The sequence below is a fragment of the Octadecabacter sp. SW4 genome, assembly GCF_008065155.1.
Classification (GTDB): Bacteria; Pseudomonadota; Alphaproteobacteria; order Rhodobacterales; family Rhodobacteraceae; genus SW4.
In genome coordinates, this window is record NZ_CP042819.1 from 304,960 (window position 1) to 330,943 (window position 25,984).

Annotated in this window: 21 protein-coding genes and 1 tRNA gene; 15 read left to right on the top strand and 7 right to left on the bottom strand. The window is 58.3% G+C overall.

Annotated elements, in window-relative coordinates:
- Positions 1 to 137: 137 nt before the first annotated feature.
- Positions 138 to 1,016 (bottom strand): 3-hydroxybutyryl-CoA dehydrogenase, encoded by an 879-nt coding sequence (locus FTO60_RS01530; protein ID WP_148054315.1) that lies wholly within the window; start codon positions 1,014 to 1,016, stop codon positions 138 to 140.
- Positions 1,017 to 1,179: 163 nt separating this feature from the next.
- On the opposite strand from FTO60_RS01530, the gene FTO60_RS01535 reads away from it, so the two are divergent.
- Positions 1,180 to 2,040 carry a DUF6473 family protein gene (locus tag FTO60_RS01535; protein ID WP_148054316.1) on the top strand — a complete coding sequence of 287 codons (861 nt, stop codon included), beginning with the start codon at positions 1,180 to 1,182 and terminating at the stop codon, positions 2,038 to 2,040.
- 64 nt (positions 2,041 to 2,104) lie between these two features.
- Here FTO60_RS01535 and FTO60_RS01540 read toward each other — a convergent pair whose 3' ends face one another.
- The 6 genes from FTO60_RS01540 to FTO60_RS01565 all read right to left on the bottom strand — a co-directional run bounded on the left by FTO60_RS01540 (position 2,105) and on the right by FTO60_RS01565 (position 6,168).
- Complete coding sequence (locus tag FTO60_RS01540) at positions 2,105 to 3,034, bottom strand: electron transfer flavoprotein subunit alpha/FixB family protein (RefSeq protein ID WP_148054317.1); 930 nt, start codon at positions 3,032 to 3,034, stop codon at positions 2,105 to 2,107.
- Positions 3,035 to 3,793 (bottom strand): electron transfer flavoprotein subunit beta/FixA family protein, encoded by a 759-nt coding sequence (locus FTO60_RS01545; protein WP_148054318.1) that lies wholly within the window; start codon positions 3,791 to 3,793, stop codon positions 3,035 to 3,037. It lies immediately after the preceding gene.
- 170 nt (positions 3,794 to 3,963) lie between these two features.
- Positions 3,964 to 4,536: a cob(I)yrinic acid a,c-diamide adenosyltransferase gene (locus FTO60_RS01550; protein WP_148054319.1), complete on the bottom strand. Its 573-nt coding sequence runs from the start codon at positions 4,534 to 4,536 to the stop codon at positions 3,964 to 3,966.
- Complete coding sequence (locus FTO60_RS01555) at positions 4,536 to 4,745, bottom strand: twin transmembrane helix small protein (RefSeq protein ID WP_148054320.1); 210 nt, start codon at positions 4,743 to 4,745, stop codon at positions 4,536 to 4,538. The genes FTO60_RS01550 and FTO60_RS01555 overlap by 1 nt, the downstream gene beginning before the upstream one ends.
- A gap of 58 nt (positions 4,746 to 4,803) precedes the next feature.
- Positions 4,804 to 5,646, bottom strand: a complete 843-nt coding sequence (locus FTO60_RS01560; RefSeq protein WP_148054321.1) for an SDR family NAD(P)-dependent oxidoreductase — start codon at positions 5,644 to 5,646, stop codon at positions 4,804 to 4,806.
- Positions 5,647 to 5,685: 39 nt separating this feature from the next.
- Positions 5,686 to 6,168: an SH3 domain-containing protein gene (locus tag FTO60_RS01565; RefSeq protein WP_148054322.1), complete on the bottom strand. Its 483-nt coding sequence runs from the start codon at positions 6,166 to 6,168 to the stop codon at positions 5,686 to 5,688.
- 142 nt (positions 6,169 to 6,310) lie between these two features.
- On the opposite strand from FTO60_RS01565, the gene FTO60_RS01570 reads away from it, so the two are divergent.
- The 14 genes from FTO60_RS01570 to rpoC all read left to right on the top strand — a co-directional run bounded on the left by FTO60_RS01570 (position 6,311) and on the right by rpoC (position 25,826).
- Positions 6,311 to 8,632, top strand: coding sequence for a DNA topoisomerase IV subunit A (locus FTO60_RS01570; RefSeq protein WP_148054323.1), 2,322 nt, complete (start codon positions 6,311 to 6,313; stop codon positions 8,630 to 8,632).
- 154 nt (positions 8,633 to 8,786) lie between these two features.
- Positions 8,787 to 9,428, top strand: coding sequence for a hypothetical protein (locus FTO60_RS01575; RefSeq protein ID WP_254696860.1), 642 nt, complete (start codon positions 8,787 to 8,789; stop codon positions 9,426 to 9,428).
- A 90-nt stretch (positions 9,429 to 9,518) separates the two neighbouring features.
- Positions 9,519 to 10,694 carry an elongation factor Tu gene (tuf, locus tag FTO60_RS01580; protein ID WP_148054324.1) on the top strand — a complete coding sequence of 392 codons (1,176 nt, stop codon included), beginning with the start codon at positions 9,519 to 9,521 and terminating at the stop codon, positions 10,692 to 10,694.
- A 349-nt stretch (positions 10,695 to 11,043) separates the two neighbouring features.
- Positions 11,044 to 12,189: a hypothetical protein gene (locus tag FTO60_RS01585; protein ID WP_148054325.1), complete on the top strand. Its 1,146-nt coding sequence runs from the start codon at positions 11,044 to 11,046 to the stop codon at positions 12,187 to 12,189.
- 417 nt (positions 12,190 to 12,606) lie between these two features.
- Positions 12,607 to 12,682: transfer RNA gene (locus FTO60_RS01590), tRNA-Trp, on the top strand.
- 31 nt (positions 12,683 to 12,713) lie between these two features.
- Positions 12,714 to 13,670 (top strand): hypothetical protein, encoded by a 957-nt coding sequence (locus FTO60_RS01595; RefSeq protein ID WP_148054326.1) that lies wholly within the window; start codon positions 12,714 to 12,716, stop codon positions 13,668 to 13,670.
- Between the two features lie 9 nt (positions 13,671 to 13,679).
- On the top strand, positions 13,680 to 13,877 hold the full coding sequence (gene secE / locus FTO60_RS01600) for a preprotein translocase subunit SecE (protein ID WP_148054327.1): 198 nt from the start codon (positions 13,680 to 13,682) through the stop codon (positions 13,875 to 13,877).
- 189 nt (positions 13,878 to 14,066) lie between these two features.
- A complete protein-coding gene (gene nusG, locus FTO60_RS01605) occupies positions 14,067 to 14,600 on the top strand; it encodes a transcription termination/antitermination protein NusG (protein WP_148054328.1) in 534 nt (177 codons plus the stop codon).
- Between the two features lie 130 nt (positions 14,601 to 14,730).
- The gene (gene rplK, locus FTO60_RS01610; protein ID WP_148054329.1) at positions 14,731 to 15,156 is read left to right on the top strand and encodes a 50S ribosomal protein L11; all 426 of its coding nucleotides are present in this window, start codon (positions 14,731 to 14,733) and stop codon (positions 15,154 to 15,156) included.
- Between the two features lies 1 nt (position 15,157).
- Positions 15,158 to 15,856, top strand: a complete 699-nt coding sequence (gene rplA, locus FTO60_RS01615) for a 50S ribosomal protein L1 (RefSeq protein ID WP_148054330.1) — start codon at positions 15,158 to 15,160, stop codon at positions 15,854 to 15,856.
- 258 nt (positions 15,857 to 16,114) lie between these two features.
- Complete coding sequence (gene rplJ / locus FTO60_RS01620; RefSeq protein ID WP_148054331.1) at positions 16,115 to 16,630, top strand: 50S ribosomal protein L10; 516 nt, start codon at positions 16,115 to 16,117, stop codon at positions 16,628 to 16,630.
- 68 nt (positions 16,631 to 16,698) lie between these two features.
- Complete coding sequence (rplL, locus tag FTO60_RS01625) at positions 16,699 to 17,073, top strand: 50S ribosomal protein L7/L12 (RefSeq protein WP_148054332.1); 375 nt, start codon at positions 16,699 to 16,701, stop codon at positions 17,071 to 17,073.
- Between the two features lie 286 nt (positions 17,074 to 17,359).
- Positions 17,360 to 21,499 carry a DNA-directed RNA polymerase subunit beta gene (gene rpoB, locus FTO60_RS01630; RefSeq protein WP_148054333.1) on the top strand — a complete coding sequence of 1,380 codons (4,140 nt, stop codon included), beginning with the start codon at positions 17,360 to 17,362 and terminating at the stop codon, positions 21,497 to 21,499.
- 79 nt (positions 21,500 to 21,578) lie between these two features.
- A complete protein-coding gene (rpoC, locus tag FTO60_RS01635) occupies positions 21,579 to 25,826 on the top strand; it encodes a DNA-directed RNA polymerase subunit beta' (protein WP_148054334.1) in 4,248 nt (1,415 codons plus the stop codon).
- Positions 25,827 to 25,984 lie beyond the last annotated feature (158 nt).

Here is a 25,984-nt window from a genome sequence, read left to right on the forward strand (position 1 = left end):
AGGATTTGCGAAAGCAAGTCACCAAACGCGCCATCTGCGCGTCCGTCAGCCCATGAAGATTAGACCTGTCACCGCTCCGCCTTTCGGAGGCATGAGTCAAACCCTCACGGGAAAACTAATGTGTCTTGACTCTAGCCTCAGCGGGTCGGAACCGGGTCGCCTTCGCCCCGATAATCATAGAATCCACGCTGGGTTTTGCGGCCCAACCAGCCCGCTTCCACATATTTTGTCAGCAAGGGGCAGGGGCGGTATTTCGTATCCGCCAACCCGTCGTGCAACACGTTCATAATCGCCAGACAGGTGTCCAGGCCGATAAAATCGGCCAGCTCCAGCGGCCCCATCGGGTGGTTCGCCCCCAGTTTCAGCGATGTATCAATGGATTTGACGCTCCCGACTCCTTCATAAAGCGTGTAAATCGCCTCGTTGATCATCGGCATCAGGATGCGATTGACAATGAAGGCGGGGAAATCCTCGGAGGCGGTGGATGTTTTGCCCAGCCGTTCCACCACCCCCTGACAGGTCTTGAAGGTATCTTCGTCCGTGGCGATCCCACGGATCAATTCGACCAGTTGCATGATCGGCACCGGGTTCATGAAGTGGAACCCCATGAACTTTTCGGGCCGGTCCGTGCGCGCCGCCAGCCGCGTGATCGAAATCGACGAGGTGTTCGATGTCAGGATCGTTTCGGGTTTCAGATGTGGCAGCAGGTCTTCAAAGATCGCAGCCTTGATGGTTTCACGCTCGGTCGCAGCTTCGATGATCAGATCGGTCGGGCCAAGGTCGGTCAGGGTCAGGGTGCTGGTGATCCGGCCCATCGCGGCGGATTTGTCAGCAGCCGTGATCAATTCGCGTCCCACCTGCCGTTCCAAGTTGCGATCAATCAGGGCGCGGGCCGTATCAAGCGCGTCCTGACTGACGTCGGTCATCAGCACGTCATATCCGGCAAGGGCAAATACATGGGCAATCCCGTTACCCATCTGGCCCGCGCCAACGATGCCTACCCGTTCAATTGCCATGACACTGCCCTTTCCGTGGTTGTCGGCACCATATGCCCGCCCGCTAGGCGGCTTCAAGGCCGCGGGATCGTTAAAATCTAACTCAATCTCAACCTTTAGCAATTTGGCAATGGAATCGGCCCATGTTGATCCGTGGTGAGAGAAATAACGAGTGGTGGGAACCATGAAACACGAAACGCTTTACGAAGCGGGGCTGTCCTATGCCCCCTGCCGATACGGAACGTCGCGTCTGTTCTTCCGTGGTCCGAAAAAGCGGCTGGACGGGCGCCATATCGCCTTTGTCGGCGGAACCGAAACCTATGGCAAATATATCGACAAACCCTTCGCGACACTGATCGAAGAATCGATGGTCGAAACCTGTGTCAATTTCGGCTGCGTCAATGCGGGCATTGATGCCTTTGCCTATGACGAAACCGTGCAGGCGGCCTGCCGCGATGCCCGCCTGACCGTCGTGCAGGTGATGGGTGCGCAGAACATGTCGAACCGGTTTTATTCGGTGCACCCGCGCCGCAACGACCGGTTCCTCAAGCCGTCCACGGTGTTGCGCGCAATCTATGACGATGTGGATTTTGCCGATTTCAGCTTTACCCGCCATATGCTGACCGCGTTGTTTCAGCGCTCTCCGGAACGCTTCGCGATCATGTGCGCCGAATTGCGCAATGCCTGGGTGGCGCGCATGCAGAATTTCCTGCGCATCGTTGGCCCCGATACGATCCTTTTCTGGTTTGCTGATCACCAACCCTATGATGGTGCGCGTCCGGAGTCGCTGATGCCCTTGAAAACCAATCCGGTGTTTGTCAGCCGCGAAATGATCGAAGCCCTTCGTCCTATGGTAAGTGACATCGTCGAGGTCGTGCCAACCGTTGGCGCGATGGAAAGTGGCACCGATGGCATGGTCTTTCCACCGCAAGAGGCGGCAGCGGCAAAGGAAATGCTGGGCGTGCGCGCCCATGCCGAGGCGGCCAAAGCCCTGCGCGGGCCGATCACGTCAGCCCTCTTGCGCAATATGAAAAGGCCTGCCTAAGTGGCAGGCCCTTTCGAAATTGTGGCAATCATTCCTTGGGGTGGGCACTTGCCCCTCCGCATGGTCACCCCAGTTTTTTGGTCAGTTCCGGCACGGCATCAAACAAATCAGCGACGAGGCCAAAGTCGGCGACCTGAAAGATCGGTGCTTCTTCGTCCTTGTTGATCGCAACGATGATTTTGCTGTCCTTCATGCCAGCCAAGTGCTGGATCGCGCCGGAAATCCCGACCGCGATGTAGAGGTCGGGGGCCACGACCTTGCCGGTTTGGCCGACTTGCCAGTCGTTGGGGGCATAGCCCGAATCCACGGCGGCGCGTGATGCGCCCACCGCCGCGCCCAGTTTGTCTGCCAGCCCTTCGATCAGCTTGAAATCGTCTTCGGAGCCAACACCGCGCCCGCCGGACACAACGATCCCGGCCGAGGTCAGCTCAGGGCGATCGCTTGCCGCGACCTTGTCTTCGACCCATGCCGACAGCCCCGGATTGCCAGCCGCGCCGATGCTTTCCACCGATGCAGCCCCGCCCATGCCGGCGGCGTCAAAGCCTGCGGTGCGGATCGTCATCACCTTGGTGGCATCCGAGGATTTCACCGTTTGGATCGCGTTGCCCGCATAGATCGGGCGCGCGAATGTGTCCGCGTCGATCATTTCGACCACTTCGGAAATGACCATCACGTCCAACAGGGCCGCAACGCGCGGCATGATGTTCTTCGCGTCCGTTGTGGCGGGCGCAACGATGTGGCTGTAATCACCCGCCAGCGACACGATCAGATCGGCCACGGGTTCGGCCAGGCGGTGCCCATAAAGCCCGTCTTCGGCGCACAGAACCTTGGCCACGCCGTCGATTTTCGCGGCTTCATCCGCCGCCGCCTTGCAGGTGGCACCGGTGCACAGCACTGTTACATCGCCCAAAGACGCAGCCGCAGCCACGGCCTTGGCGGTTGCATCAACGGCCAGTTCGCCGTCATTCACTTCGCCCAAAAGTAGAACAGCCATTTATATAGCCCCCGCTTCGTTGAGTTTCTCGACCAGCTCATCGACCGATCCAACAATGATCCCCGCCTTGCGCGTGTCAGGTTCAGCGGTGCTGACGACAGCCAGACGTGGTGTGACATCGACGCCGTAATCGGCGGGTGTCTTTTCATCCAACGGCTTTTTCTTGGCCTTCATGATGTTGGGCAGGGACGCATAGCGCGGCTCGTTCAGGCGCAGGTCTACGGTGACGATCGACGGCATCTTGACCTTGATCGTCTGCAAACCGCCGTCCACTTCGCGGGTCACAACGGCGCTGTCCCCGTCAATGTCCAGACCGGACGCGAACGTGCCCTGTGACCAGCCCAGAAGGGCCGACAGCATCTGGCCCGTTGCGTTCATGTCGTTATCAATCGCCTGCTTGCCCGCGATCACCAGACCTGGCTCTTCTTCCTTGACGATGGCGGCCAATATCTTGGCGACGGCCAGCGGTTCGATGTCTTGATGCACATCATCGGTTGCGACAACCAGAATGGCGCGATCCGCGCCCATCGCAAGTGCTGTACGAAGTGTTTCCTGCGATTGCTTCACACCAATCGACACGGCGACAACTTCATCCGCCTTGCCAGCTTCGCGCAGGCGAATGGCCTCTTCGACAGCGATTTCGTCAAAGGGGTTCATCGACATTTTGACGTTGGCAAGATCGACACCGCTGCCATCCGCCTTTACGCGGACCTTCACGTTGTAATCAATCACGCGTTTGACGGGCACAAGCACCTTCATGGGCGTTATTCTCCTCTAGAAATCCAGCGCCAAGCGGGGCGCACAAAGCTTCAAGGCAGTTGGTAGCGCGCCGCGCGAGGGGAAAACAGTGCAAAATCGACGCGCCAGGGCCATCGGACGCCACGTCTTGACGTGCGCGTCACCCTGCAAACGCCCACATGGCTGAATTTTCAGCGATTTGCGCCCGGAACCCATAGCACATCGTCGTGCCCGTCGTTGTTGGCGATCCGCGAGGCGACAAAGAACCAGTCCGACAGCCGGTTCAGGTATTTCACCGCCGCGCCGTTCACTGATTCCATCGTCGCCAGTTCGACGCACAGCCGTTCGGCGCGCCGCGATACGGTGCGGCACAGATGCAAATGCGCCGCCAGTGCCGACCCGCCGGGCAGGATAAAGCTGCGCAGCGGCTGAAGCTTCGCGTTCATCCGGTCGATTTCGCCTTCAAGCCGCAAGACCTGCGCGTCAGACATCCGCAGCGGCGGGTATTCGGCCTCGGCGTCCTTTTCCATGTCGGGGCGGCAAAGGTCGGCACCCAGATCGAACAGGTCATTCTGGATCATCGCCAGCAGCGCGTCCATTTCACCATCCGCATGCTGGCGCGCCAGCCCGACGGTCGCGTTGGTTTCATCCACCGTGCCATAGGCGCTCACGCGGGCCGAATGTTTTGCCACACGGCTGCCGTTGCCCAAGGCAGTTTCGCCAGAATCGCCTGTTTTCGTATAGATTTTGTTCAGAACGACCATCAGTTCCCCCCGAGTTGACGCAGCCAGACCAAGCCGACGATCACAATCACGACGATGAACTGCGCGATAATACGATACTGCATGATCTTGTTTGATTTTTTGCCATTGTCGTCGGTGCCCGACGTGAACGTGCCGATCCCCCACATCAAGATCGCGGCGACGATCAAAGAGCCGACAATTGCGACGATAATTACTGGATCACGGCTCATATGGCGTCCTTCCGGTTATTGCCCTGATTTAGCAGGGATGGCCGAAAAGGGAAGGGTCTCAACCTCGCAACAGCACCCAATCCAGCAGGCGTGTTGACAGCACCCGCCTGATCGCGCCCGCAAAATAGGTGGGCGTCGTGACATAGTAGCGCGGGCGCGGGCGATCTGCCGTTACAGCGCGCAACAGTTTTTGTGTCACGGCGTCCGGGGGCAATTCAAACCGATCGGGACCGCGATCTTCATATAGCCGTTTCAGCAGTTTCGCGTGATATTCTTCGGCGCGGGCCGAGTTTTCCCAATCGATGAACCGTTCGAAATGCGGGATCGAATTGGCCCTGATTTTCGACGTGATCGGGCCCGGTTCAATCAGAATCACCGCAATCGCCGTGTCACGCATTTCAAGGCGCAGAACATCGGTCAGCCCCTCCATCGCGTATTTCGTTGCCACGTAGGCTCCGCGCCATTGCATCGGGATCAGCCCCAGCACGGAACTGCAATTCACTATCCGCCCGTGCCCCTGCGCGCGCATCACCGGGATCACGGCGCGGGTCAGCTCGTGCACGCCAAACAGATTGGTCTCAAAGATGTTGCGCAGGGCATCGCGCGGCAAATCCTCGATCGCGCCGGGAATGGCATAGGCGCCGTTGTTAAATACGGCGTGCAGGGTGCCGCCTGTTCCAGCCAGCACCATGGCCAGACCGGCATGAATGCTGTCGCTGTCGGCGTAATCGATCTGCGGGCTTTCAAAACCTTCATCACGCAGGCGGACGCAGTCGGCCTCTTGTCGGCAGGATGCAAACACGCGCCAGCCCGCCGCACGCATACCGTGGGCCGCGTTATGGCCGATACCAGAGGAACACCCAGTGATCAGGATGCTGGGTTTGTCGGATTGATCTGTCATTGTGCCTAAGTGACGTCAGATGGCGCCGCAAACAAGGGCTTAACTGTCACCCAGCAGCCGCTCTGCCATCCAGCCTTCTTGGCCGGTCTGGAAGATCAACACACGGGCCCAGCCATCAGCGTTGACTTCAAGCACCTCGGCCTCGGTGCCACGGGGCAGGGTGTCAAGCACGCGATACCCAGTGCCCGGCCCACTGCGCATATTCACACGTTCAGCCGCAACCGAGCGCATGTCCTGCACCGCGACTTCGGGGACCACGTCGACGATGTCGGGCTGAGTTTCTTCGGCGGGCTGAGGTTCATAGGCCGCAGCCAGCGTCATGAGCGTTTCGGTTTCGGCGCGCGCGACGATGTCTTGCGCAACCTCGGGTTCGACCGCAGGTGCGACCACTTGCGCGACGACAGCCTCGGCAGGTTCGGTAATTTCTACGGTCGCCACTTCGGGCACGAAATCGGCCCCACCGGACAATTCATAGTATCCCCAGCCCAAAAAGCCGAAGGTCAGCACAATAAAACGAGTCACGACAAATCCCCCAGAGATTCGCAAAGTTCACAAACAGTAACGCCAAGTTACATCACCGAGAGCGGAGCGGGCAGGGAAAAGTTTAACATCCTTCCCCGTTTGTGTGCTTTACGCCTCAATTGTCGATGGATACACAGCATCTATGAGCAGTGACGTAGACGACCCCAATATCGGCATGCCCGACCTGACAGAACCGTTGCGCCGCGCGCTGGGCGAGCGGTATCTGACCTATGCGTTATCCACGATCATGCACCGCGCATTGCCGGATGCGCGTGACGGGCTGAAACCCGTGCATCGCCGGATTTTGTTTGCGATGTCGCGGTTGAAGCTCACCGCGACGGGAGGTTTCCTTAAATCTGCCAAGATCAGCGGCGATACGATGGGCGATTTTCACCCGCATGGTGATATGGCGATCTACGATGCGATGGCCCGCCTCGCGCAGGACTTTAACGTGCGTTATCCGCTGGTCCACGGGCAGGGGAATTTCGGCAATATCGACGGTGATAACCCCGCTGCCAGTCGCTATACCGAGGCCCGCATGACCGCCGCTGCCGAGGCCTTGTTGGAAGGTATGGCTGAAAATGCGGTTGATTTCCGCCCCAACTATGACGGGCGCCTTGAAGAACCCGTTGTTCTGCCCGCCGCCTTTCCGAACCTGCTTGCCAATGGGTCCAGCGGAATTGCCGTGGGGATGGCTACGAACATCCCGCCGCACAACCTGCACGAATTGATTGATGCCTGCCTGCATCTGATCAAATCGCCGAATGCCCGGGATGAAACGCTGGTTGAATACATCCCCGGCCCCGATTTCCCGACCGGCGGCGTGATCGTTGAACCGCCCGAGAATATCCGCGAGGCCTATCGCAGCGGCAAGGGCGGATTTCGTCTGCGCTGCCGTTGGGAGGTCGAGGATCTGGGCCGTGGCCAGTGGCAGGTGATCGTCACCGAGATCCCCTATCAGGTGCAGAAATCCAAACTGATCGAAAAGCTGGCCGAGGTGATCCAGACCAAAAAGGTGCCGATCCTTGGGGATGTGCGTGACGAAAGCGCCGAGGATATCCGTATTGTTCTGGAACCCCGTTCGAAAAACGTCGATCCTGAAGTGTTGATGGGCATGTTGTTCCGCAACTCGGATCTGGAAACACGGTTCAGTCTGAATATGAACGTGTTGATCGACGGGCTGACGCCGCAGGTCTGTAGCCTGAAAGAAGTGCTGCGCGCCTTCCTTGATCACCGGCGCGATGTGTTGATCCGCCGCAGCGAACATCGCATGGCCAAGATTGATCACCGTCTTGAGGTGCTTGAAGGCTTTATCGTTGCCTTCCTGAACCTTGATCGTGTGATCGACATTATCCGCTACGACGATGATCCCAAAGCCGCCTTGATGCACGAGGATTGGGGCAAGGATCACGTACGCGCGCGCGATGAATCCGATTACGTCAGCCCCGCGCGCCTACCCGAGGGGGAGGAGCCGGGGCTGTCAGATGTGCAGGCCGAAGCGATCCTCAATATGCGTCTGCGCAGCCTGCGCCGCCTCGAGGAGCTGGAGCTGATCCGCGAGCGCGACGCCTTGATGAAGGAACGCGCCGACCTCGAAGACCTGCTGGACTCCGAAGACCTGCAATGGTCCCGGATTGCCGAACAATTGCGCGAGACCCGCAAACAATTTGGTCGTGACAGTGCAGGTGGCGCGCGCCGCACCACATTTGCCGAAGCGGGCGAGGTCGAGGATGTGCCGCTGGAGGCGATGATCGACAAAGAGCCAATCACCGTTGTCTGTTCGGAAATGGGATGGATTCGCGCGATGACGGGCCACATCGACCTGACCCGCGAGCTGAAATTCAAGGATGGCGACGAATCCCGCTTCGTGTTTCATGCCCAGACCACCGACCGCCTTTTGGTGTTCGGCAGCAACGGGCGTTTTTACACGATGAGCGCGTCAAACCTGCCCGGCGGGCGCGGTATGGGTGAACCTCTGCGCCTGATGATTGACTTGCCCAACGAGGCAGATATCGTCGCGCTGTTTATCCACCAGCCCGGTCGCAGACTGCTTGTCGCTTCCAGCGCGGGTGACGGTTTTGTCGTCCCCGAAGATGACGTGGTGGCGCAAACCCGCGCGGGCAAGCAGGTGCTGAACGTCAAGGATAACGTGCGCGCGATGGTCTGTGCGCCGGTGACGGGCGATCATTTGGCCTGCGTTGGCGAAAACCGCAAAGTGCTGGTGTTCCCGCTTGATGAACTGCCCGAAATGGGGCGCGGCAAGGGCGTGCGGTTGCAGAAATACAAGGATGGCGGCCTGTCGGATGCGACGACATTCGTGCTGGCCGAAGGGCTGTCCTGGCTTGATCCCGCAGGCCGCACCCGCACCGTCGAGGGCGGTGACCTTGCGGAATGGATCGCGAAACGGGCAGGGGCGGGTCGAATGGCGCCGCGCGGTTTCCCGCGCGACAACCGTTTTACCTGACACGCCGACCAGCGGCGATTTCCGGCCAGCTGATCCGCTGCACGGCAGCTTGGCACAAGCGATATTCGCATGCACGCAAGGTTCACGTTGAACGCAGAGCGGTTGCCCGCACGATGTTGCTGGGGTAGCCATAGGGTATCCAAAGGGGAATGCCATGATCCGTCTTTTTCTGTTGCTGATCGGTCTTACTGTCTTGACGGCCTGTGCTCGTGATGACCTTTCGCTTCCACCTGAACCGCTGGGCGCATACCGCATGGGCTTTAACATCGTGGTCGCGCCAAACCCCACGCTCGGGCCGCTGTCGCGCGAAGCCACGCCCGAGGAATGGGTGGCATCGGTCGAACAGGCACTTAACGACCGTTTCAGCCGGTTCGAAGGCAACCAGTATTATCACATCGCCGTGTCGGTGGACGGATATGTCCTCGCCAAACCCGGTGTGCCACTGATCTTTACGCCGAAATCAGTGATGATCATCGGCGTGACCTTTTACGAAGATGCAACCCAGACCAAGCTGAACGAAGAACCGATCCAACTGACCATCTTCGAAGCCTGTTGCAATGTGCCGTTGATCGGGTCGGGGCTGTCCAAGACCCGCGAAGAACAGCTCGAGGCGCTGTCATTCAACGCCGCACGCGCCATCGAACGCACGATGCGCGAGAACGGCGAATGGTTCGGCGGCTCTGACGAGGTGCTGGAGGCCGACGCCACAATCGTGACCGGCAACGTGTTGGTCGACGACCCGGATGCGCTCCTGCCCGAGCAAACACCCGATCCAGACGCGCCATTGTCGAACTGACGCTTGATTTCCTGCGTCAATGGCAATACATCGCCCGCGATGATGTCCGGGGCCAATGGTGGTCCCCCCAACGAATAAGGCGCCTTGATCATGGCTAAGGAAAAGTTTGCCCGCACGAAACCGCACGTAAACATTGGCACGATTGGTCACGTTGACCACGGCAAGACGACGTTGACGGCAGCGATCACCAAGTATTTCGGTGATTTTCAGGCGTATGACTCGATTGACGGCGCGCCCGAGGAGAAGGCCCGCGGGATCACGATCTCGACGGCGCACGTCGAGTATGAGACCGAGACGCGCCACTATGCGCACGTCGACTGCCCCGGGCACGCCGACTATGTGAAGAACATGATCACCGGTGCCGCCCAGATGGACGGCGCGATCCTGGTTGTGAACGCGGCCGACGGCCCGATGCCGCAAACGCGCGAGCACATCCTGCTGGGCCGCCAGGTGGGTATCCCCTACATGGTTGTTTACATGAACAAGGTCGATCAGGTTGACGACGAAGAGCTGCTGGAACTGGTCGAGATGGAAATCCGCGAGCTTCTGAGCTCGTATGAATATCCCGGCGACGATATTCCGATCATCCGCGGGTCTGCGCTGGCGGCGATGGAAGGGCGCGACCCCGAGATCGGCGAGACCTCGATCAAGGCGCTGATGGAAGCTGTTGACAGCTACATCCCGACCCCTGCACGCGCTGTTGACCAGCCGTTCCTGATGCCGATCGAAGACGTGTTCTCGATCTCGGGCCGCGGCACGGTTGTGACCGGTCGTATCGAACGTGGTGTTGTGAACGTGGGCGACGAACTGTCGATCGTGGGGATCCGCGACACAGGCAAGACGACCTGCACAGGCGTTGAAATGTTCCGCAAGCTGCTGGATCGCGGTGAAGCTGGCGACAACGTTGGTGTTCTGCTGCGCGGGATCGACCGTGACGGCGTTGAGCGTGGTCAGGTTCTGTGCAAGCCCGGTTCTGTGAACCCGCACACCAAGTTCGAGGCCGAAGCCTATATCCTGACCAAGGAAGAGGGTGGCCGTCACACGCCGTTCTTCGCCAACTACCGTCCGCAGTTCTACTTCCGCACGACGGATGTGACCGGCACGGTTGTGCTGCCCGAAGGCACGGAAATGGTGATGCCCGGCGATAACCTGAAGTTCACAGTCGAACTGATCGCCCCGATCGCTATGGAAGACGGGTTGCGCTTCGCGATCCGCGAAGGCGGCCGCACCGTTGGCGCAGGTGTTGTCAGCAAAATCATCGAATGATGATTTAGCTGGGCGGGGTTCACCCCGCCAAACGCCCGTGGGTCACAGTAACTTGGCGCAGCCAAGTGCACGAGACCCCTCGGAAAAACAAAAGAAGGCCCCGTCAAAAGCGGGGCCGTTTGCGTTCAGATCTAGGGCAGCTTGGATGACACTCGGGCGCTTACGCTTATATTGGTGAACAAAAGGCCGCAGGACTCACCCGTGGCATTTCATGAATAATTGAATATTGCCGGATATTTGCCGATCGATTGTGCGGTCGAGACCAATTCGAAATGCATTGGCCGTGGTATCATGCTAGTCTAATTCGACAGGACGCCGAAATCGCATTGATCGGTAGAAAGGTGGCATAATGGTGCGCGCGGTTCTCTTATTCGCAATTGCTTCAATGATGTTCGCTCCGCCTGCGTCTGCCGACGCATCTAAGCTGCCGCTGCTCCCGGACGGCCAATACCAAACGTTTGAAACCGGCTTTAACATCGACAACCCACGCTTTGTTCGCAATGCGATCCGACGCTATCAAGACGATGCAACAGAAGCAGGGATGCGGGTCAAGCCGTTCGAGATTGGCTGGAGTGAGATTGAGCCTTTGGAAGGACGTTACCAGCTTGATGAATTTGAAGATCGCTTGGCGTCCTATCGTGATCAAGGTTGGCGTCCACTCGTGTTCCTACGTGCCATCGATTCCGATGATATAACGGTTCCTCGCTATCTTAAGGGCACCGATGAACCTATGTCGCTCACGGATGTGGATGTCAGTTCGCCACGTTTTATCGAAAGGTACAACGCGCTGATGGATGAAGTTGTACCGTTGGTTCGCCAGTACGGCGGCTTTGCCATCATGATCGTAAACGAGGCGGACAACTTCCTAACGCCGTATCCGGAGCTTACCGAACAGGTCACGCAGTTCGTGGATGCCGTACGAGACCATGTCCACGGCATTGACCCCGACATGGCCGTCGGTGTCGCGCTGTCCAATGGGTTTGACTACGACGACGATCTGGATCTTATCCGTGACCCGCTCCCCCATCATTTGGCGTTGATTGAAGCCAGCGATATCGCAGTGTTCAACTTCTACTGCCGCAGGGTGCCTCTTGCAGATCAATCAGCGTCGGTGCGCCAACGCATCGACGCAAGAGTTCGCGCTGCAAATGGCAAAGACGTCATTTTTCAAGAGGTGGGTTGCCCGAGCGGGGGCGCCGATGGATTTTCACTTGAACATCAACGCCAGTTTTTTGCTCAGTATTTTCAAGCCGTTTCTGATACCTCCGTCCGTGTCTCAGTCGTTTTTCAGCTTGTCGACTGGACCCAGGCCACTATCGACTTTTACGGGAATGCACTTCAGCCGCTTATGGATGCGGAACCGGCGTTTCGTGATAACCCCGAACTGATCTTTGTCTATCTGAATCAGTTGAGTACCATCGGAATCGTGGATGCGACGACTGGTGAGCCAAAGCCAGCGTGGTTCGAATTTTTGAATGCGATTGAACCTGAATGACAAGCGATCAGCCGACGCGCCGACAAAGCCTTTGTCGCACGAGGAGCCTTAGTCAATTTGTTCGAAACTCCTTCCCTGGCCCATCCCGCGACTCCGCCCTGAACGGCACAAGTCGCGAATCCATCCGCATGGCGGCGCCGTTGACGCATTCCCGGACCATCAAGGCACCCTAACCAAGGCCTTGCTCAGCAAGTCGGCATCCCGGGGTGGACCGGCGCAGCCGCACCCGAATCCAGCCACACCTCCTGCGTTGCTCGCGGCGAAACCGCGCATCGCATCATCGGGCTACCGCGCCCGCACCGCCGAAGAAATCGTCCGCGAGGTCTTTGGCCCCAAGTCGGGACGCTAAACTTGATGCCGACAAACGAATTCTACCTTGCCTATTTTGCGCGCCCTCGCTAGACCCGGCCTCGGCTTAGGGGTTTAGCTCAGTTGGTAGAGCATCGGTCTCCAAAACCGAGGGTCGTGGGTTCGAGTCCCTCAGCCCCTGCCAAGCCACAACCGTGCTGCGGGAAAGGTTGATCGTGGGAAAACCCGTTTCCGTCGCGGTGCATATCGGCGCTCACAAAACGGCAACCTCGCATTTTCAGAAATCACTGTCGGCGCAGCGCGAGCTGTTGATCGACGCGGGTATTCGCACCTATGGTCCCGACTATTTGCGGCGTCCGGGGCGATCTATTCAGGCGATGTTTGGCCTGCCAATGCGCGACGCCCGCCCTGCGCGCCGTTCGCCGCAGGACCAGATAGCGTTTTTGGCCAAGGGCGGCACCCGAATCGTATTCACCGAGGAAAACCTGACCGGCAGCCTTCATGACGGCGCGGGTGGCGTTGTGTTTCCCTTGTGTCAGCGGGCCGAGGACCGCCTTACGCCCTTTGCGGCCAAAATCGCGCCCTCGCCGCTGGATGTGTTCCTGTGCATCCGTGATCCGGCTGGGTTTCTGACCTCGGCCTATGGGCAGACCATCCTTGGCGGCGGGTCGGCGATGGCGCCTGATGCATTTCGCGATGCCACGCCGCTGGCTGCTGTGAACTGGGCTGACGTTGCGACGCGGCTGCGTGCAATCGCGCAGATCAACAAGGTCACGGTCTGGCGCTACGAAGATTATGCGCAGGTGTTTCGCCTGGTGTGTCGGCGGATGTTGCGCTGGCGGATCGGTGGGCAGATGAACCCGCTGCCGTCCCGTGTGCACGAAGGGCTGTCGGCGCAGGCTGTGGCGCAGTATTTTGACTGGCGTGCCAAGGGGCTGGCCCGCGATGATCTGGGTCTGCGTGCCCGTGCGGCCCATCCGGTCAGTCAAGGCCACGCCAGGTTCCGCCTGTTCGACGATGTCGAAATCGCGGCCTCGGCCCGCGCCTATGCCGCGCAAATTGCCCAGATCGAGGCGATCGACGGCGTGACTCTGCTGCATCCGCCCACCCCAAGTCTGCCAAGACTTGAAAACCCCGCCGCGACCTCGTATGTCGCCACTGCCCGAGTATGAGGACCGATCATGGCCAGAACCAACCCTATTCAGTTTATCCAGCAAACCCGTGCTGAGATTTCAAAGGTCATCTGGCCCACCCGCCGCGAGGTCATTTTGACCACGGCAATGGTGTTCTTGATGGCGGCGGTGCTGGCGTTGTTCTTCTCGCTCGTTGATCTTGCAATCCGCTCGGGCCTTCAGGGCGTTCTCGGCTACTTCGGCTGATCTGCATGAAACTGCCCTTACCCCCTTGAAATCATGGGGGAGGAGCGGTAATTGCAGCGGACCTTCTGGAATGGCGTGCGGCGAATCGTGTTGCGCGCCGCTTTTTATTTTCAGAAGCGACGGTCTAACCGTCTGAATAAATTGGAATTTTAGGGCTTTGCGGCCCGTGGCGACGAGGGTTCGAAGAACATGGCGAAACGGTGGTATTCGGTAAGCGTCCTCTCGAACTTCGAGAAGAAAATCGCCGAACAGATCAGAACATCTGCCGAGGAGCATGGTCTTGAGGATCAGATCGATGAAGTTTTGGTGCCGACCGAAGAAGTCATCGAAGTGCGTCGCGGCAAGAAAGTCACAGCCGAGCGTCGCTTTATGCCCGGCTACGTGTTGGTGCACATGGAGATGTCGGACGAGGGCTATCACCTGATCAACTCGATCAACCGCGTTACCGGTTTTCTGGGCCCGCAAGGCCGCCCGATGCCGATGCGTGACGCCGAAGTGCAGGCCATCCTTGGCCGCGTTCAGGAGGGCGAGGAAAGCCCACGCACCCTGATCCATTTCGAGATCGGCGAGAAGGTCAAGGTCAACGATGGTCCGTTCGAAGATTTCGATGGCATGGTCGAGGAAGTGGACGAAGACAACCAGCGTCTCAAGGTGACGGTGTCGATCTTCGGCCGCGCCACCCCGGTCGAACTGGAATTCACGCAGGTGTCCAAACAGGGCTAAGCGTAATTGTAAGTTGGGTCTTGACCCAACTTACCTGTGGGAGGCACGGGCATCGCGATGTCCAAGCCGGACCACACAACCAAGAACCCAAGGGACGCGTCCCGCGGGTGTTGAACAAAGGAGAGGCCACATGGCCAAGAAGATTGCTGGCAAGATGAAGCTGCAGGTGAAAGCCGGGCAAGCCAACCCATCCCCGCCCGTTGGTCCCGCACTGGGTCAGCGCGGCATCAACATCATGGAATTCTGCAAGGCGTTCAACGCCAAGACCGCAGACATGGAGCCAGGCGCGCCATGCCCGACCGTGATAACCTATTATCAGGACAAATCCTTTGCGATGGAAATCAAGACGCCACCCGCGTCCTATTACCTGCTCAAGGCCGCGAACCTGAAGTCCGGCGCGAAACTTCCCGCCAAGGAAACTGTCGGGTCCGTCACGACCAAGCAGCTGCGCGAAATCGCCGAGGCCAAGATGAAAGACCTCAACGCAAACTCCATCGAAGCCGCAATGTTGATCATTGCCGGTTCCGCACGGTCCATGGGCATTGAGGTGAAGTAAGATGGCAAAGCTTGGAAAACGCACAACTGCCGCCCGCGAAGCATTCGCAGGCAAGCACAACGTCAACGTCACCGAAGCGGTTGATCTGGTAAAATCCCACGCTGTTGCAAAATTCGATGAAACCATCGAAGTTGCAGTCTGCCTTGGTGTTGATCCACGTCACGCTGACCAAATGGTCCGCGGCAAGGTCAGCCTGCCAAACGGCACAGGCAAATCGGTCCGGGTGGCTGTGTTCGCCCGTGGCGACAAGGCCGAAGAAGCCCAAAAGGCCGGCGCGGACATCGTTGGCGCCGAAGATCTGATGGAAATCGTCCAGGGCGGCAAGATCGACTTTGATCGCTGCATCGCCACCCCCGACATGATGCCGATCGTTGGCCGTCTGGGTAAGGTGCTTGGCCCCCGCAACCTGATGCCGAATCCGAAAATCGGCACGGTGACGATGGACATCAAGGAAGCCGTCGAAGCCGCCAAGGGTGGTGAAGTGCAGTTCAAGGCGGAAAAGGCCGGCGTTGTTCATGCAGGTATCGGCAAGGCCTCTTTTACGGCCAAGCAGTTGGAAGAAAACCTGCTCGCCTTTATTGACGCAATCAGCAAGGCCAAGCCCGCTGGCGCCAAAGGCACATACATGAAGAAAGTCGCGCTCAGCTCTTCGATGGGGCCAGGCGTGTCGATCAACGTGGCCAGCGCGACTGGCAACTAAAAGAATTTGGCGGGCCTTCGGGTCTGCCAGATGACGGGGCCGCAACATCGGCCACGTCCTGTCCGAGACGGAGGGTCTGGCGCAAGCCTGATAATTCCTTCCTGAGATGGGGAACGAGACGAGATTTCCGCGGGCGCCTTGCGCACCTCGGGCGATCAAGGATCGGGACCCTGAATTGGACCCGAAGTGCCCCCAGACCACCGGGGGTTAAATTGAGCCGGTGCCGGATTGATCCGGTGCCAAACTTGGAGTGAAACTGTGGATAGAGCCCAGAAAGAGAAATTGGTCGACGAACTCGGCCAGATCTTCGAAAGCTCTGGCGTCGTTGTGGTGAGCCACTACGAGGGCATGACAGTTGCCGAAATGCAGGACCTGCGCGCGCAAATGCGCGAAGTTGGTGGGTCTGTACGCGTTGCCAAGAACAAGCTCGCCAAGATCGCCCTTGAGGGTAAGGCCTGCGCAAGCATTGCCGAACACCTTACGGGTATGACCGTAATCGCCTTTTCCGAAGACCCTGTGGCAGCTGCCAAAGTGGTCGATGGATACGCCAAAAAGAATGACAAACTTGTCATTCTTGGCGGTGCTATGGGCGATAACGTTCTGGACGTTGCCGGCGTGAAGGCCGTTGCAGCGATGCCAAGCCGCGAGGAGCTTATCGCTTCTATCGTGGGTTGCATCGGCGCACCTGCTTCCAGCATCGCCGGCGCGATTGGCGCGCCTGCTTCTAACATCGCCAGCATTCTCTCGACGATCGAAGAGAAAGCTGCTGCATAAGCAACCAAATGTCTGCGTGGGGTTGAACACCTTGACGTTGGAACACAACTAAAAGAACGGAAAGCAAAATGGCTGATCTGAAAAAACTGGCTGAGAGCATTGTGGGCCTGACCCTTCTCGAAGCACAAGAACTGAAAACGATCCTCAAGGATGAATACGGCATCGAGCCCGCCGCTGGCGGCGCCGTGATGATGGCTGGTCCTGCTGGCGACGCCGGTGCGGCTGCTGAGGAAAAGACCGAATTTGACGTCGTTCTCAAGAACGCCGGCGCACAAAAGATCAACGTGATCAAAGAAGTGCGCGGCATCACGGGTCTTGGTCTGAAAGAAGCCAAGGACCTCGTCGAAGCTGGCGGCAAAGTCAAAGAAGGCGCGTCGAAAGCCGAAGCCGAAGACATCAAAGCAAAGCTGGAAGCAGCTGGCGCAGAGGTCGAGCTGGCCTAAGCCGGCAGTGGGTTTCACCCACCTTACGCGGGGCCGGGCAACGGGTAGCGCAAGGTGGGTCTTGACCCACACACCAAATATGGCTGGGTCCGCGCAATGCGGGCCCAGCCGAACCTGTCTTAGAGGATGGCCACCACACTGGCCCCCTCTTGGGTTGGTTCAATGGTCGGGAGGCGCCCTATGGGACGGGCACCAGGAATAGACCGAACAGACCCGTTCTCAGATGGGCGTGCCGCCGAGGCCCAACGGTGGTGCGTTCGTAGAGATTTGAAAGGTGACAACGCACATGGCTCAATCCTTCCTTGGCCAGAAACGCTTGCGCAAGTACTACGGCAAAATCCGCGAAGTGCTCGACATGCCGAACCTCATCGAGGTTCAGAAATCTTCATACGACCTGTTCCTGAAGTCAGGCGACCAGCTTGAGCCACTTGACGGCGAGGGTATCAAGGGCGTCTTCCAGTCGGTCTTCCCGATCAAGGACTTCAACGAGACTGCGGTGCTCGAGTTTGTCAAATACGAGCTGGAAAAGCCGAAGTATGACGTCGAAGAATGCCAACAACGCGACATGACCTATAGCGCGCCGCTGAAGGTGACGCTGCGTCTGATCGTGTTTGATATTGACGAGGATACAGGCAACAAGTCGGTCAAGGACATCAAGGAACAAGACGTGTTCATGGGCGATATGCCTCTGATGACACCGAATGGCACATTTGTCGTGAACGGCACCGAACGCGTGATCGTGTCACAAATGCACCGCTCGCCCGGTGTGTTCTTTGACCATGACAAAGGCAAAACCCATTCCTCGGGCAAGCTGCTGTTTGCATGCCGCATTATCCCATATCGCGGCAGTTGGCTGGACTTTGAATTCGATGCCAAGGACCTTGTGTTCTGCCGGATTGACCGTCGCCGCAAACTGCCTGTCACTACGCTGCTTTATGCGCTGGGCCTTGATCAAGAATCGATCATGAACGCCTATTACGAGACGGTTGAATACAAGTTCGACAAGAAGAGCAAAGGCTGGGTCACCAAGTTCTTCCCCGAACGTGTGCGCGGCACGCGTCCAGTATTCGATCTGGTCGACGCCAAGACCGGCGAAGTGATTGCCGAAGCTGGCAAGAAAATCACCCCTCGCGCGGTCAAGCAACTGATCGACGATGGCAAGGTGCAGAACCTGTTGCTGCCTTACGAACAAATCGTCGGCAAATTTGTTGCCAATGACATCATCAACGAAGAAACCGGTGCGATCTACGTCGAAGCTGGTGACGAGTTGACACTGGAAGTGGACAAGGACGGCACTGTCATCGGCGGCACTCTCAAGGATCTTGTGGATGCGGGCGTTGCCTCCATTCCGGTTCTGGACATCGATAACATCAATGTCGGCCCATACATGCGTAACACCATGGCCGCCGACAAGAACATGAACCGCGAAACCGCGCTCATGGATATCTACCGCGTCATGCGCCCCGGCGAGCCACCCACCGTGGACGCTGCCAGCACCATGTTCGACAGCCTTTTCTTTGACAGCGAACGCTATGATCTGTCGGCTGTTGGCCGCGTCAAGATGAATATGCGACTTGATCTGGATGCCGAGGATACCCAGCGCACCCTGCGCCGCGAAGACATCGTGGCCTGCATCAAGGCGCTGGTCGAACTGCGCGACGGCAAGGGCGATATCGACGATATCGACCACCTTGGGAACCGTCGCGTCCGGTCTGTTGGCGAATTGATGGAGAACCAGTATCGCGTTGGATTGCTCCGCATGGAGCGCGCGATCAAGGAACGCATGTCCTCTGTCGAAATCGACACGGTGATGCCGCAGGACCTGATCAACGCCAAACCTGCCGCCGCAGCCGTGCGTGAATTCTTTGGCTCCAGCCAGCTGTCGCAGTTCATGGACCAAACCAACCCGTTGTCCGAAGTCACGCACAAGCGCCGTCTGTCGGCCCTTGGGCCCGGTGGTTTGACCCGCGAACGTGCCGGTTTTGAGGTCCGCGACGTGCACCCGACCCACTATGGCCGGATGTGTCCGATTGAAACGCCCGAAGGTCCGAACATCGGTCTGATCAACTCGCTCGCTACTTTTGCGCGCGTGAACAAGTATGGCTTTATCGAAACACCTTATCGTGTCGTCAAGAACGGTCAGGTCACGGATGAAGTCCACTACATGTCGGCGACCGAAGAAATGCGTCACACCGTGGCGCAAGCAAACGCGAACCTTGATGCCAAGGGCAAGTTCCAGAACGATCTGGTTTCGACCCGTCAGAACGGCGAATACACGCTGGCCCCGAATGAAAACGTTGATCTGATCGACGTTTCGCCGAAACAGCTTGTTTCGGTCGCGGCCTCGCTTATTCCGTTCCTTGAAAATGACGATGCGAACCGGGCCTTGATGGGGTCGAACATGCAACGTCAGGCGGTGCCACTGCTTCAGGCCGAGGCTCCTCTTGTGGGCACCGGTATCGAAGAAGTCGTCGCACGGGACTCCGGTGCTGCAATCATGGCGAAACGTGGGGGAATCATCGACCAGGTCGATGCGACCCGTATCGTTGTGCGCGCGACATCCGATCTTGAGGTCGGCGACCCCGGCGTTGACATCTACCGCCTGCGCAAGTTCCAGCGGTCCAACCAGAACACCTGCATCAACCAGCGTCCGCTGGTGAAGGTGGGTGATAGCGTGATCAAGGGCGAAGTGATTGCCGACGGCCCCTCCACCGATATCGGTGAACTGGCGCTGGGCAAGAACGTCGTCGTCGCGTTCATGCCGTGGAATGGTTACAACTACGAAGACTCGATCCTGATCAGCGAACGCATCACCCGTGACGACGTGTTCACTTCGATCCATATCGAGGAATTCGAAGTTGCCGCCCGTGACACGAAACTGGGGCCAGAAGAAATCACCCGCGACATTCCCAACGTCGGCGAGGAAGCCCTGCGCAACCTCGACGAGGCTGGTATCGTCTATATCGGTGCCGAAGTTGGACCAGCGGATATTCTGGTCGGCAAGATCACACCAAAAGGCGAAAGCCCGATGACGCCGGAAGAAAAGCTTTTGCGCGCCATCTTTGGTGAAAAGGCATCGGATGTGCGCGACACATCATTGCGCCTGCCCCCGGGCGATTTCGGGACAGTCGTTGAAGTGCGCGTGTTCAACCGTCACGGCGTTGAAAAAGACGAACGTGCGCTCCAGATCGAGCGTGAAGAAGTCGAACGCCTTGCCCGTGACCGCGACGACGAGATGACGATCCTTGATCGCAACATCTATGCCCGTTTGCGGTCCATGATCGAAGACAAGGTCGTTGCCAAAGGCCCCAAGGGCATCAAGGCCGGTAGCAAGATCGACGCTGCCATGCTGGATGACATGCCCCGCAGCCACTGGTGGCAGCTCGCGCTCAAGGACGAAGGCGATGCGCAAATCGTCGAAGCCCTGAACGAACAGTATGAGGCGCAAAAGCGTCTGCTGGACGCGCGGTTCGAGGACAAGGTCGAGAAAGTCCGCCGTGGTGACGATTTGCCCCCGGGCGTGATGAAGATGGTCAAGGTCTTCGTGGCTGTGAAGCGCAAGCTGCAGCCCGGTGATAAAATGGCGGGTCGTCACGGCAACAAGGGTGTCATTTCCAAGGTCGTTCCGATGGAAGACATGCCGTTCCTTGCCGATGGCACACCTGTCGATTTCTGTCTGAACCCGCTTGGCGTGCCGTCGCGTATGAACGTCGGTCAGATCCTTGAAACCCATATGGGTTGGGCCGCGCGCGGTCTGGGTCTCAATATCGACGAGGCCTTGCAGGATTATCGCCGGTCCGGCGATCTGACCCCTGTCAAGGAAGCGATGAAGCTGGCTTACGGCGATGATGTTTACGCCGAAGGTATTGCCGACATGACCGAGGACGAGTTGGTGGAATCCGCGGGCAACGTGACCCGCGGTGTGCCGATCGCCACGCCCGTCTTTGACGGCGCAAAGGAGGCTGACGTGAACGACAGCCTGACGCGCGCCGGATTTGATACATCGGGCCAGTCGGTTCTGTTTGACGGTCGCACCGGCGAACAGTTCAGCCGCAAAGTGACGGTGGGTGTCAAATACCTGCTGAAACTGCACCACCTTGTGGACGACAAGATCCACGCACGTTCCACCGGGCCTTACAGCCTTGTCACGCAACAGCCGCTGGGTGGTAAAGCCCAGTTTGGTGGTCAGCGTTTCGGGGAAATGGAAGTCTGGGCACTGGAAGCATATGGCGCGGCCTACACGCTGCAAGAGATGCTCACTGTGAAGTCCGATGACGTTGCTGGCCGCACCAAGGTCTATGAAAGCATCGTCAAGGGCGAGGACAACTTTGAGGCCGGCGTGCCCGAGTCCTTCAACGTGCTGGTGAAAGAAGTCCGTGGCCTTGGCCTCAATATGGAACTCCTGGATGCAGAGGTCGACGAGTAAGCCGGAAATGTAGGGTGGGTCTCGACCCACCCTGCCTCGGCACTCGGAAATTTTTGCACCGCAATTCAAGGAATTGAAGATGAACCAGGAACTGACAAACAATCCGTTTAACCCGCTCACACCGGCAAAAACGTTTGACGAAATCAAGGTGTCGCTGGCATCGCCCGAACGGATCCTGTCGTGGTCCTTTGGCGAAATCAAAAAGCCCGAGACCATCAACTACCGCACGTTCAAACCGGAACGTGACGGTCTGTTCTGCGCGCGTATCTTTGGCCCGATCAAGGACTACGAATGTCTTTGCGGCAAATACAAGCGCATGAAGTATCGCGGCGTTGTCTGCGAAAAATGCGGTGTCGAAGTCACGCTGCAAAAGGTTCGCCGCGAGCGCATGGGCCACATCGAGCTTGCGTCGCCCGTTGCACACATCTGGTTCCTCAAGTCGCTGCCATCCCGCATCGGCCTGATGCTGGACATGACCCTGCGTGATCTGGAACGCATCCTGTATTTCGAAAACTATGTGGTGATCGAACCCGGCCTCACTGACCTTACCTATGGTCAGCTGATGAACGAGGAAGAATACCTTGATGCGCAAGACGTTTACGGCATGGACGCCTTCACCGCCAATATCGGCGCCGAAGCGATCCGCGAAATGCTGGCCGCGATCGACCTTGAGGGCGAAGCCGAAACCCTGCGCGCCGATCTGGCCGTGGCAACCGGTGAACTCAAGCCCAAGAAGATCATCAAGCGCCTCAAGATCGTCGAAAGCTTCATCGAATCCGGCAACCGTCCGGAATGGATGATCCTGACCGTTGTGCCTGTGATTCCGCCAGAATTGCGCCCGCTGGTGCCGCTGGATGGGGGTCGCTTTGCCACGTCTGATCTGAACGATCTGTATCGTCGTGTGATCAACCGGAACAACCGTCTCAAGCGTCTGATCGAGTTGCGCGCGCCGGACATCATCGTGCGCAACGAAAAGCGGATGTTGCAGGAATCCGTTGATGCGCTGTTTGACAACGGCCGTCGTGGCCGCGTGATCACCGGTGCCAACAAGCGCCCGCTGAAATCGCTGTCGGACATGCTCAAGGGCAAGCAGGGCCGCTTCCGCCAAAACCTTTTGGGCAAGCGCGTCGACTTCTCGGGCCGTTCGGTGATTGTGACCGGCCCAGAGCTGAAATTGCATCAGTGCGGGTTGCCCAAGAAAATGGCCTTGGAGCTGTTCAAGCCGTTTATCTATTCGCGCCTTGAAGCCAAGGGGCTGTCATCTACCGTCAAGCAAGCGAAAAAGCTGGTGGAAAAGGAACGCCCCGAGGTTTGGGACATTCTGGACGAGGTCATCCGCGAACACCCTGTCATGCTGAACCGTGCGCCGACGCTGCACCGTCTGGGCATTCAGGCGTTTGAACCCGTGTTGATCGAAGGCAAAGCGATCCAGCTTCACCCGCTGGTCTGTTCGGCCTTTAACGCCGACTTTGACGGCGATCAGATGGCTGTGCACGTCCCGCTTTCGCTGGAAGCGCAACTGGAAGCGCGCGTCTTGATGATGTCCACGAACAACGTTCTGTCGCCTGCCAACGGCGCACCGATCATTGTTCCATCGCAGGATATGATTCTGGGTCTGTATTACACGACCATTGAGCGCGAAGGCATGACCGGCGAGGGCATGGCCTTTGGTTCAATCGAAGAAGTGGAGCACGCGCTGGCCAATGGCACCGTGCACCTGCACGCCAAGATCCAGGCCCGCGTCACCCAGATCGACAACGAAGGCAACGAAGTCGTCAAACGCTTTGAAACCACACCGGGCCGTCTGCGCCTTGGTGCGCTGTTGCCGCTCAATGCCAAGGCACCGTTCGAACTGGTCAACCGTCTGCTGCGCAAGAAAGAGGTGCAGCAGATCATTGATACCGTTTATCGGTATTGCGGCCAGAAAGAGAGCGTCATCTTCTGTGATCAGATCATGACAATGGGCTTCCGCGAGGCGTTCCGTGCAGGCATTTCGTTCGGCAAGGACGACATGGTTGTACCTGACACCAAGTGGGCGCTGGTCGATGAAACACGCGATCAGGTCAAGGATTTTGAACAACAGTATATGGACGGCCTGATCACACAGGGCGAAAAATACAACAAAGTTGTCGATGCATGGTCCAAGGCCAACGACAAGGTCACTGAAGCCATGATGTCGACGATTTCCGACAATGGCCGTGACGAGAACGGTGCCGAAAACGAGCCGAACTCGGTCTACATGATGGCCCACTCCGGTGCGCGTGGTTCGGTGACGCAGATGAAGCAGCTGGGCGGGATGCGCGGTTTGATGGCCAAGCCGAATGGCGAGATCATCGAAACGCCCATCATCTCGAACTTCAAGGAAGGCCTGAACGTTCTGGAATACTTCAACTCGACCCACGGTGCCCGCAAGGGTCTGTCGGATACGGCGTTGAAAACGGCCAACTCGGGCTATCTGACACGTCGTCTGGTGGACGTCGCCCAAGACTGCATCGTGCGCGAGCATGATTGCGGAACCGAGCGCGCAATTACTGCCGAAGCGGCAGTCAACGATGGTGAAGTCGTGTCGTCCCTCGCCGAGCGTGTGCTTGGTCGTGTGTCGGCTGATGACGTTCTCAAGCCCGGCACCGATGAAGTGCTGGTCAAGCAGGGCGAACTGATCGACGAACGCACCGCTGACATCATTGATGCGGCCGGAATCGCGAAGATGCGCATCCGCAGCCCGCTGACCTGCGAGGCCGAAGATGGCGTCTGCGCGGCGTGTTACGGGCGTGACCTTGCCCGCGGCACCATGGTCAACCAAGGTGAGGCCGTCGGCATCATCGCGGCGCAGTCCATCGGTGAACCCGGCACCCAACTGACCATGCGGACATTCCACATCGGCGGCGTTGCTCAGGGTGGCCAGCAGTCCTTCCTCGAGGCGAGCCAGTCCGGCAAAGTCGAATTCCGCAACGCGACCCTGCTTGAAAATCAGGCGGGTGAGCAGGTTGTCATGGGCCGGAACATGGTTCTGGCCATCATGGATGACAACGGCGAGGAACTGGCCAACCACAAGGTTGGGTATGGCTCCAAGGTGTTCGTCAAGGACGGTGGCAAAATCATGCGCGGCGACAAGATGTTTGAATGGGATCCCTATACCCTGCCGATCATCGCCGAAAAGTCGGGCACGGCCAAATATGTGGACCTCGTGAACGGTATTGCCGTGCGCGAAGAAACCGATGACGCAACGGGTATGACCCAGAAGATCGTGTCGGACTGGCGCGCTGCCCCCAAAGGCAACGAACTGGCCCCCAAGATCATCGTTGTGGGTGCCGACGGCGAAGTCGTGGCCAAGGATGACGGCAACCCCGTCGCCTATACCATGTCGGTTGATGCGGTTCTGTCCGTGGAAGATGGCCAAGAGATCATGGCCGGTGACGTTGTCGCGCGTATCCCGCGCGAAGGCGCCAAGACCAAGGATATCACCGGTGGTCTGCCACGTGTTGCGGAACTGTTCGAAGCACGTCGCCCCAAGGATCACGCGATCATCGCCGAAATCGACGGTTATGTGCGCTTTGGCAAGGACTATAAAAACAAGCGCCGTATCGCGATCGAGTCCTCGGAAGATGCGGACATCAAGGTCGAATACATGGTGCCCAAGGGCAAGCACATTCCCGTCGTGGAAGGTGATTTCGTCCAGAAGGGTGACTACATCATGGATGGCAACCCCGCACCGCACGATATTCTTGCGGTGATGGGTGTCGAGGCGCTTGCGGACTATATGATTGACGAAGTGCAGGACGTGTATCGCCTGCAGGGCGTGAAGATCAACGACAAGCACATCGAAGTCATCGTGCGCCAGATGCTCCAGAAATGGGAGATTCAGGACAGTGGCGAAACCACGCTCCTGAAAGGTGAAAACGTGGACAAGGCCGAGTTTGATGAAGCCAACGAAAAGGCGATCAAGCGTGGTGGCCGTCCAGCCACGGGCGAACCGATCCTTTTGGGCATCACCAAGGCATCGCTGCAGACCCGAAGCTTTATCTCGGCGGCGTCGTTCCAGGAAACCACGCGCGTGCTGACCGAAGCATCGGTGCAGGGCAAGCGTGACAAGCTGGTCGGCCTCAAGGAAAACGTCATCGTTGGTCGTCTCATTCCGGCGGGCACGGGTGGTGCAACCCAAAACGTGACACGTATCGCAACCGAGCGTGACAACGTCGTCATTCAGGCGCGCCGCGAGGAAGCCGAACAAGCTGCCGCACTGGCCGCACCTGCGGCCGAGGACGTCGTCGGCGGTGACGAGTTCGACTCCATGATCGTCGACACCCCGGAAAGCCGCGACGAATAAAGCGCGTCTCAAGAAATCGAAAAAGGCCCCTGCAATCGCGGGGGCCTTTTTTGTTGGGGTTCATGTCGACCGTAACCGGCTACGCTGTGAAAGCGTGAAGGCCGAAGAATGTCTGCTTAGAGCCCATTGCGAGGGATGCTGCGCAGTGCCCAAATGGC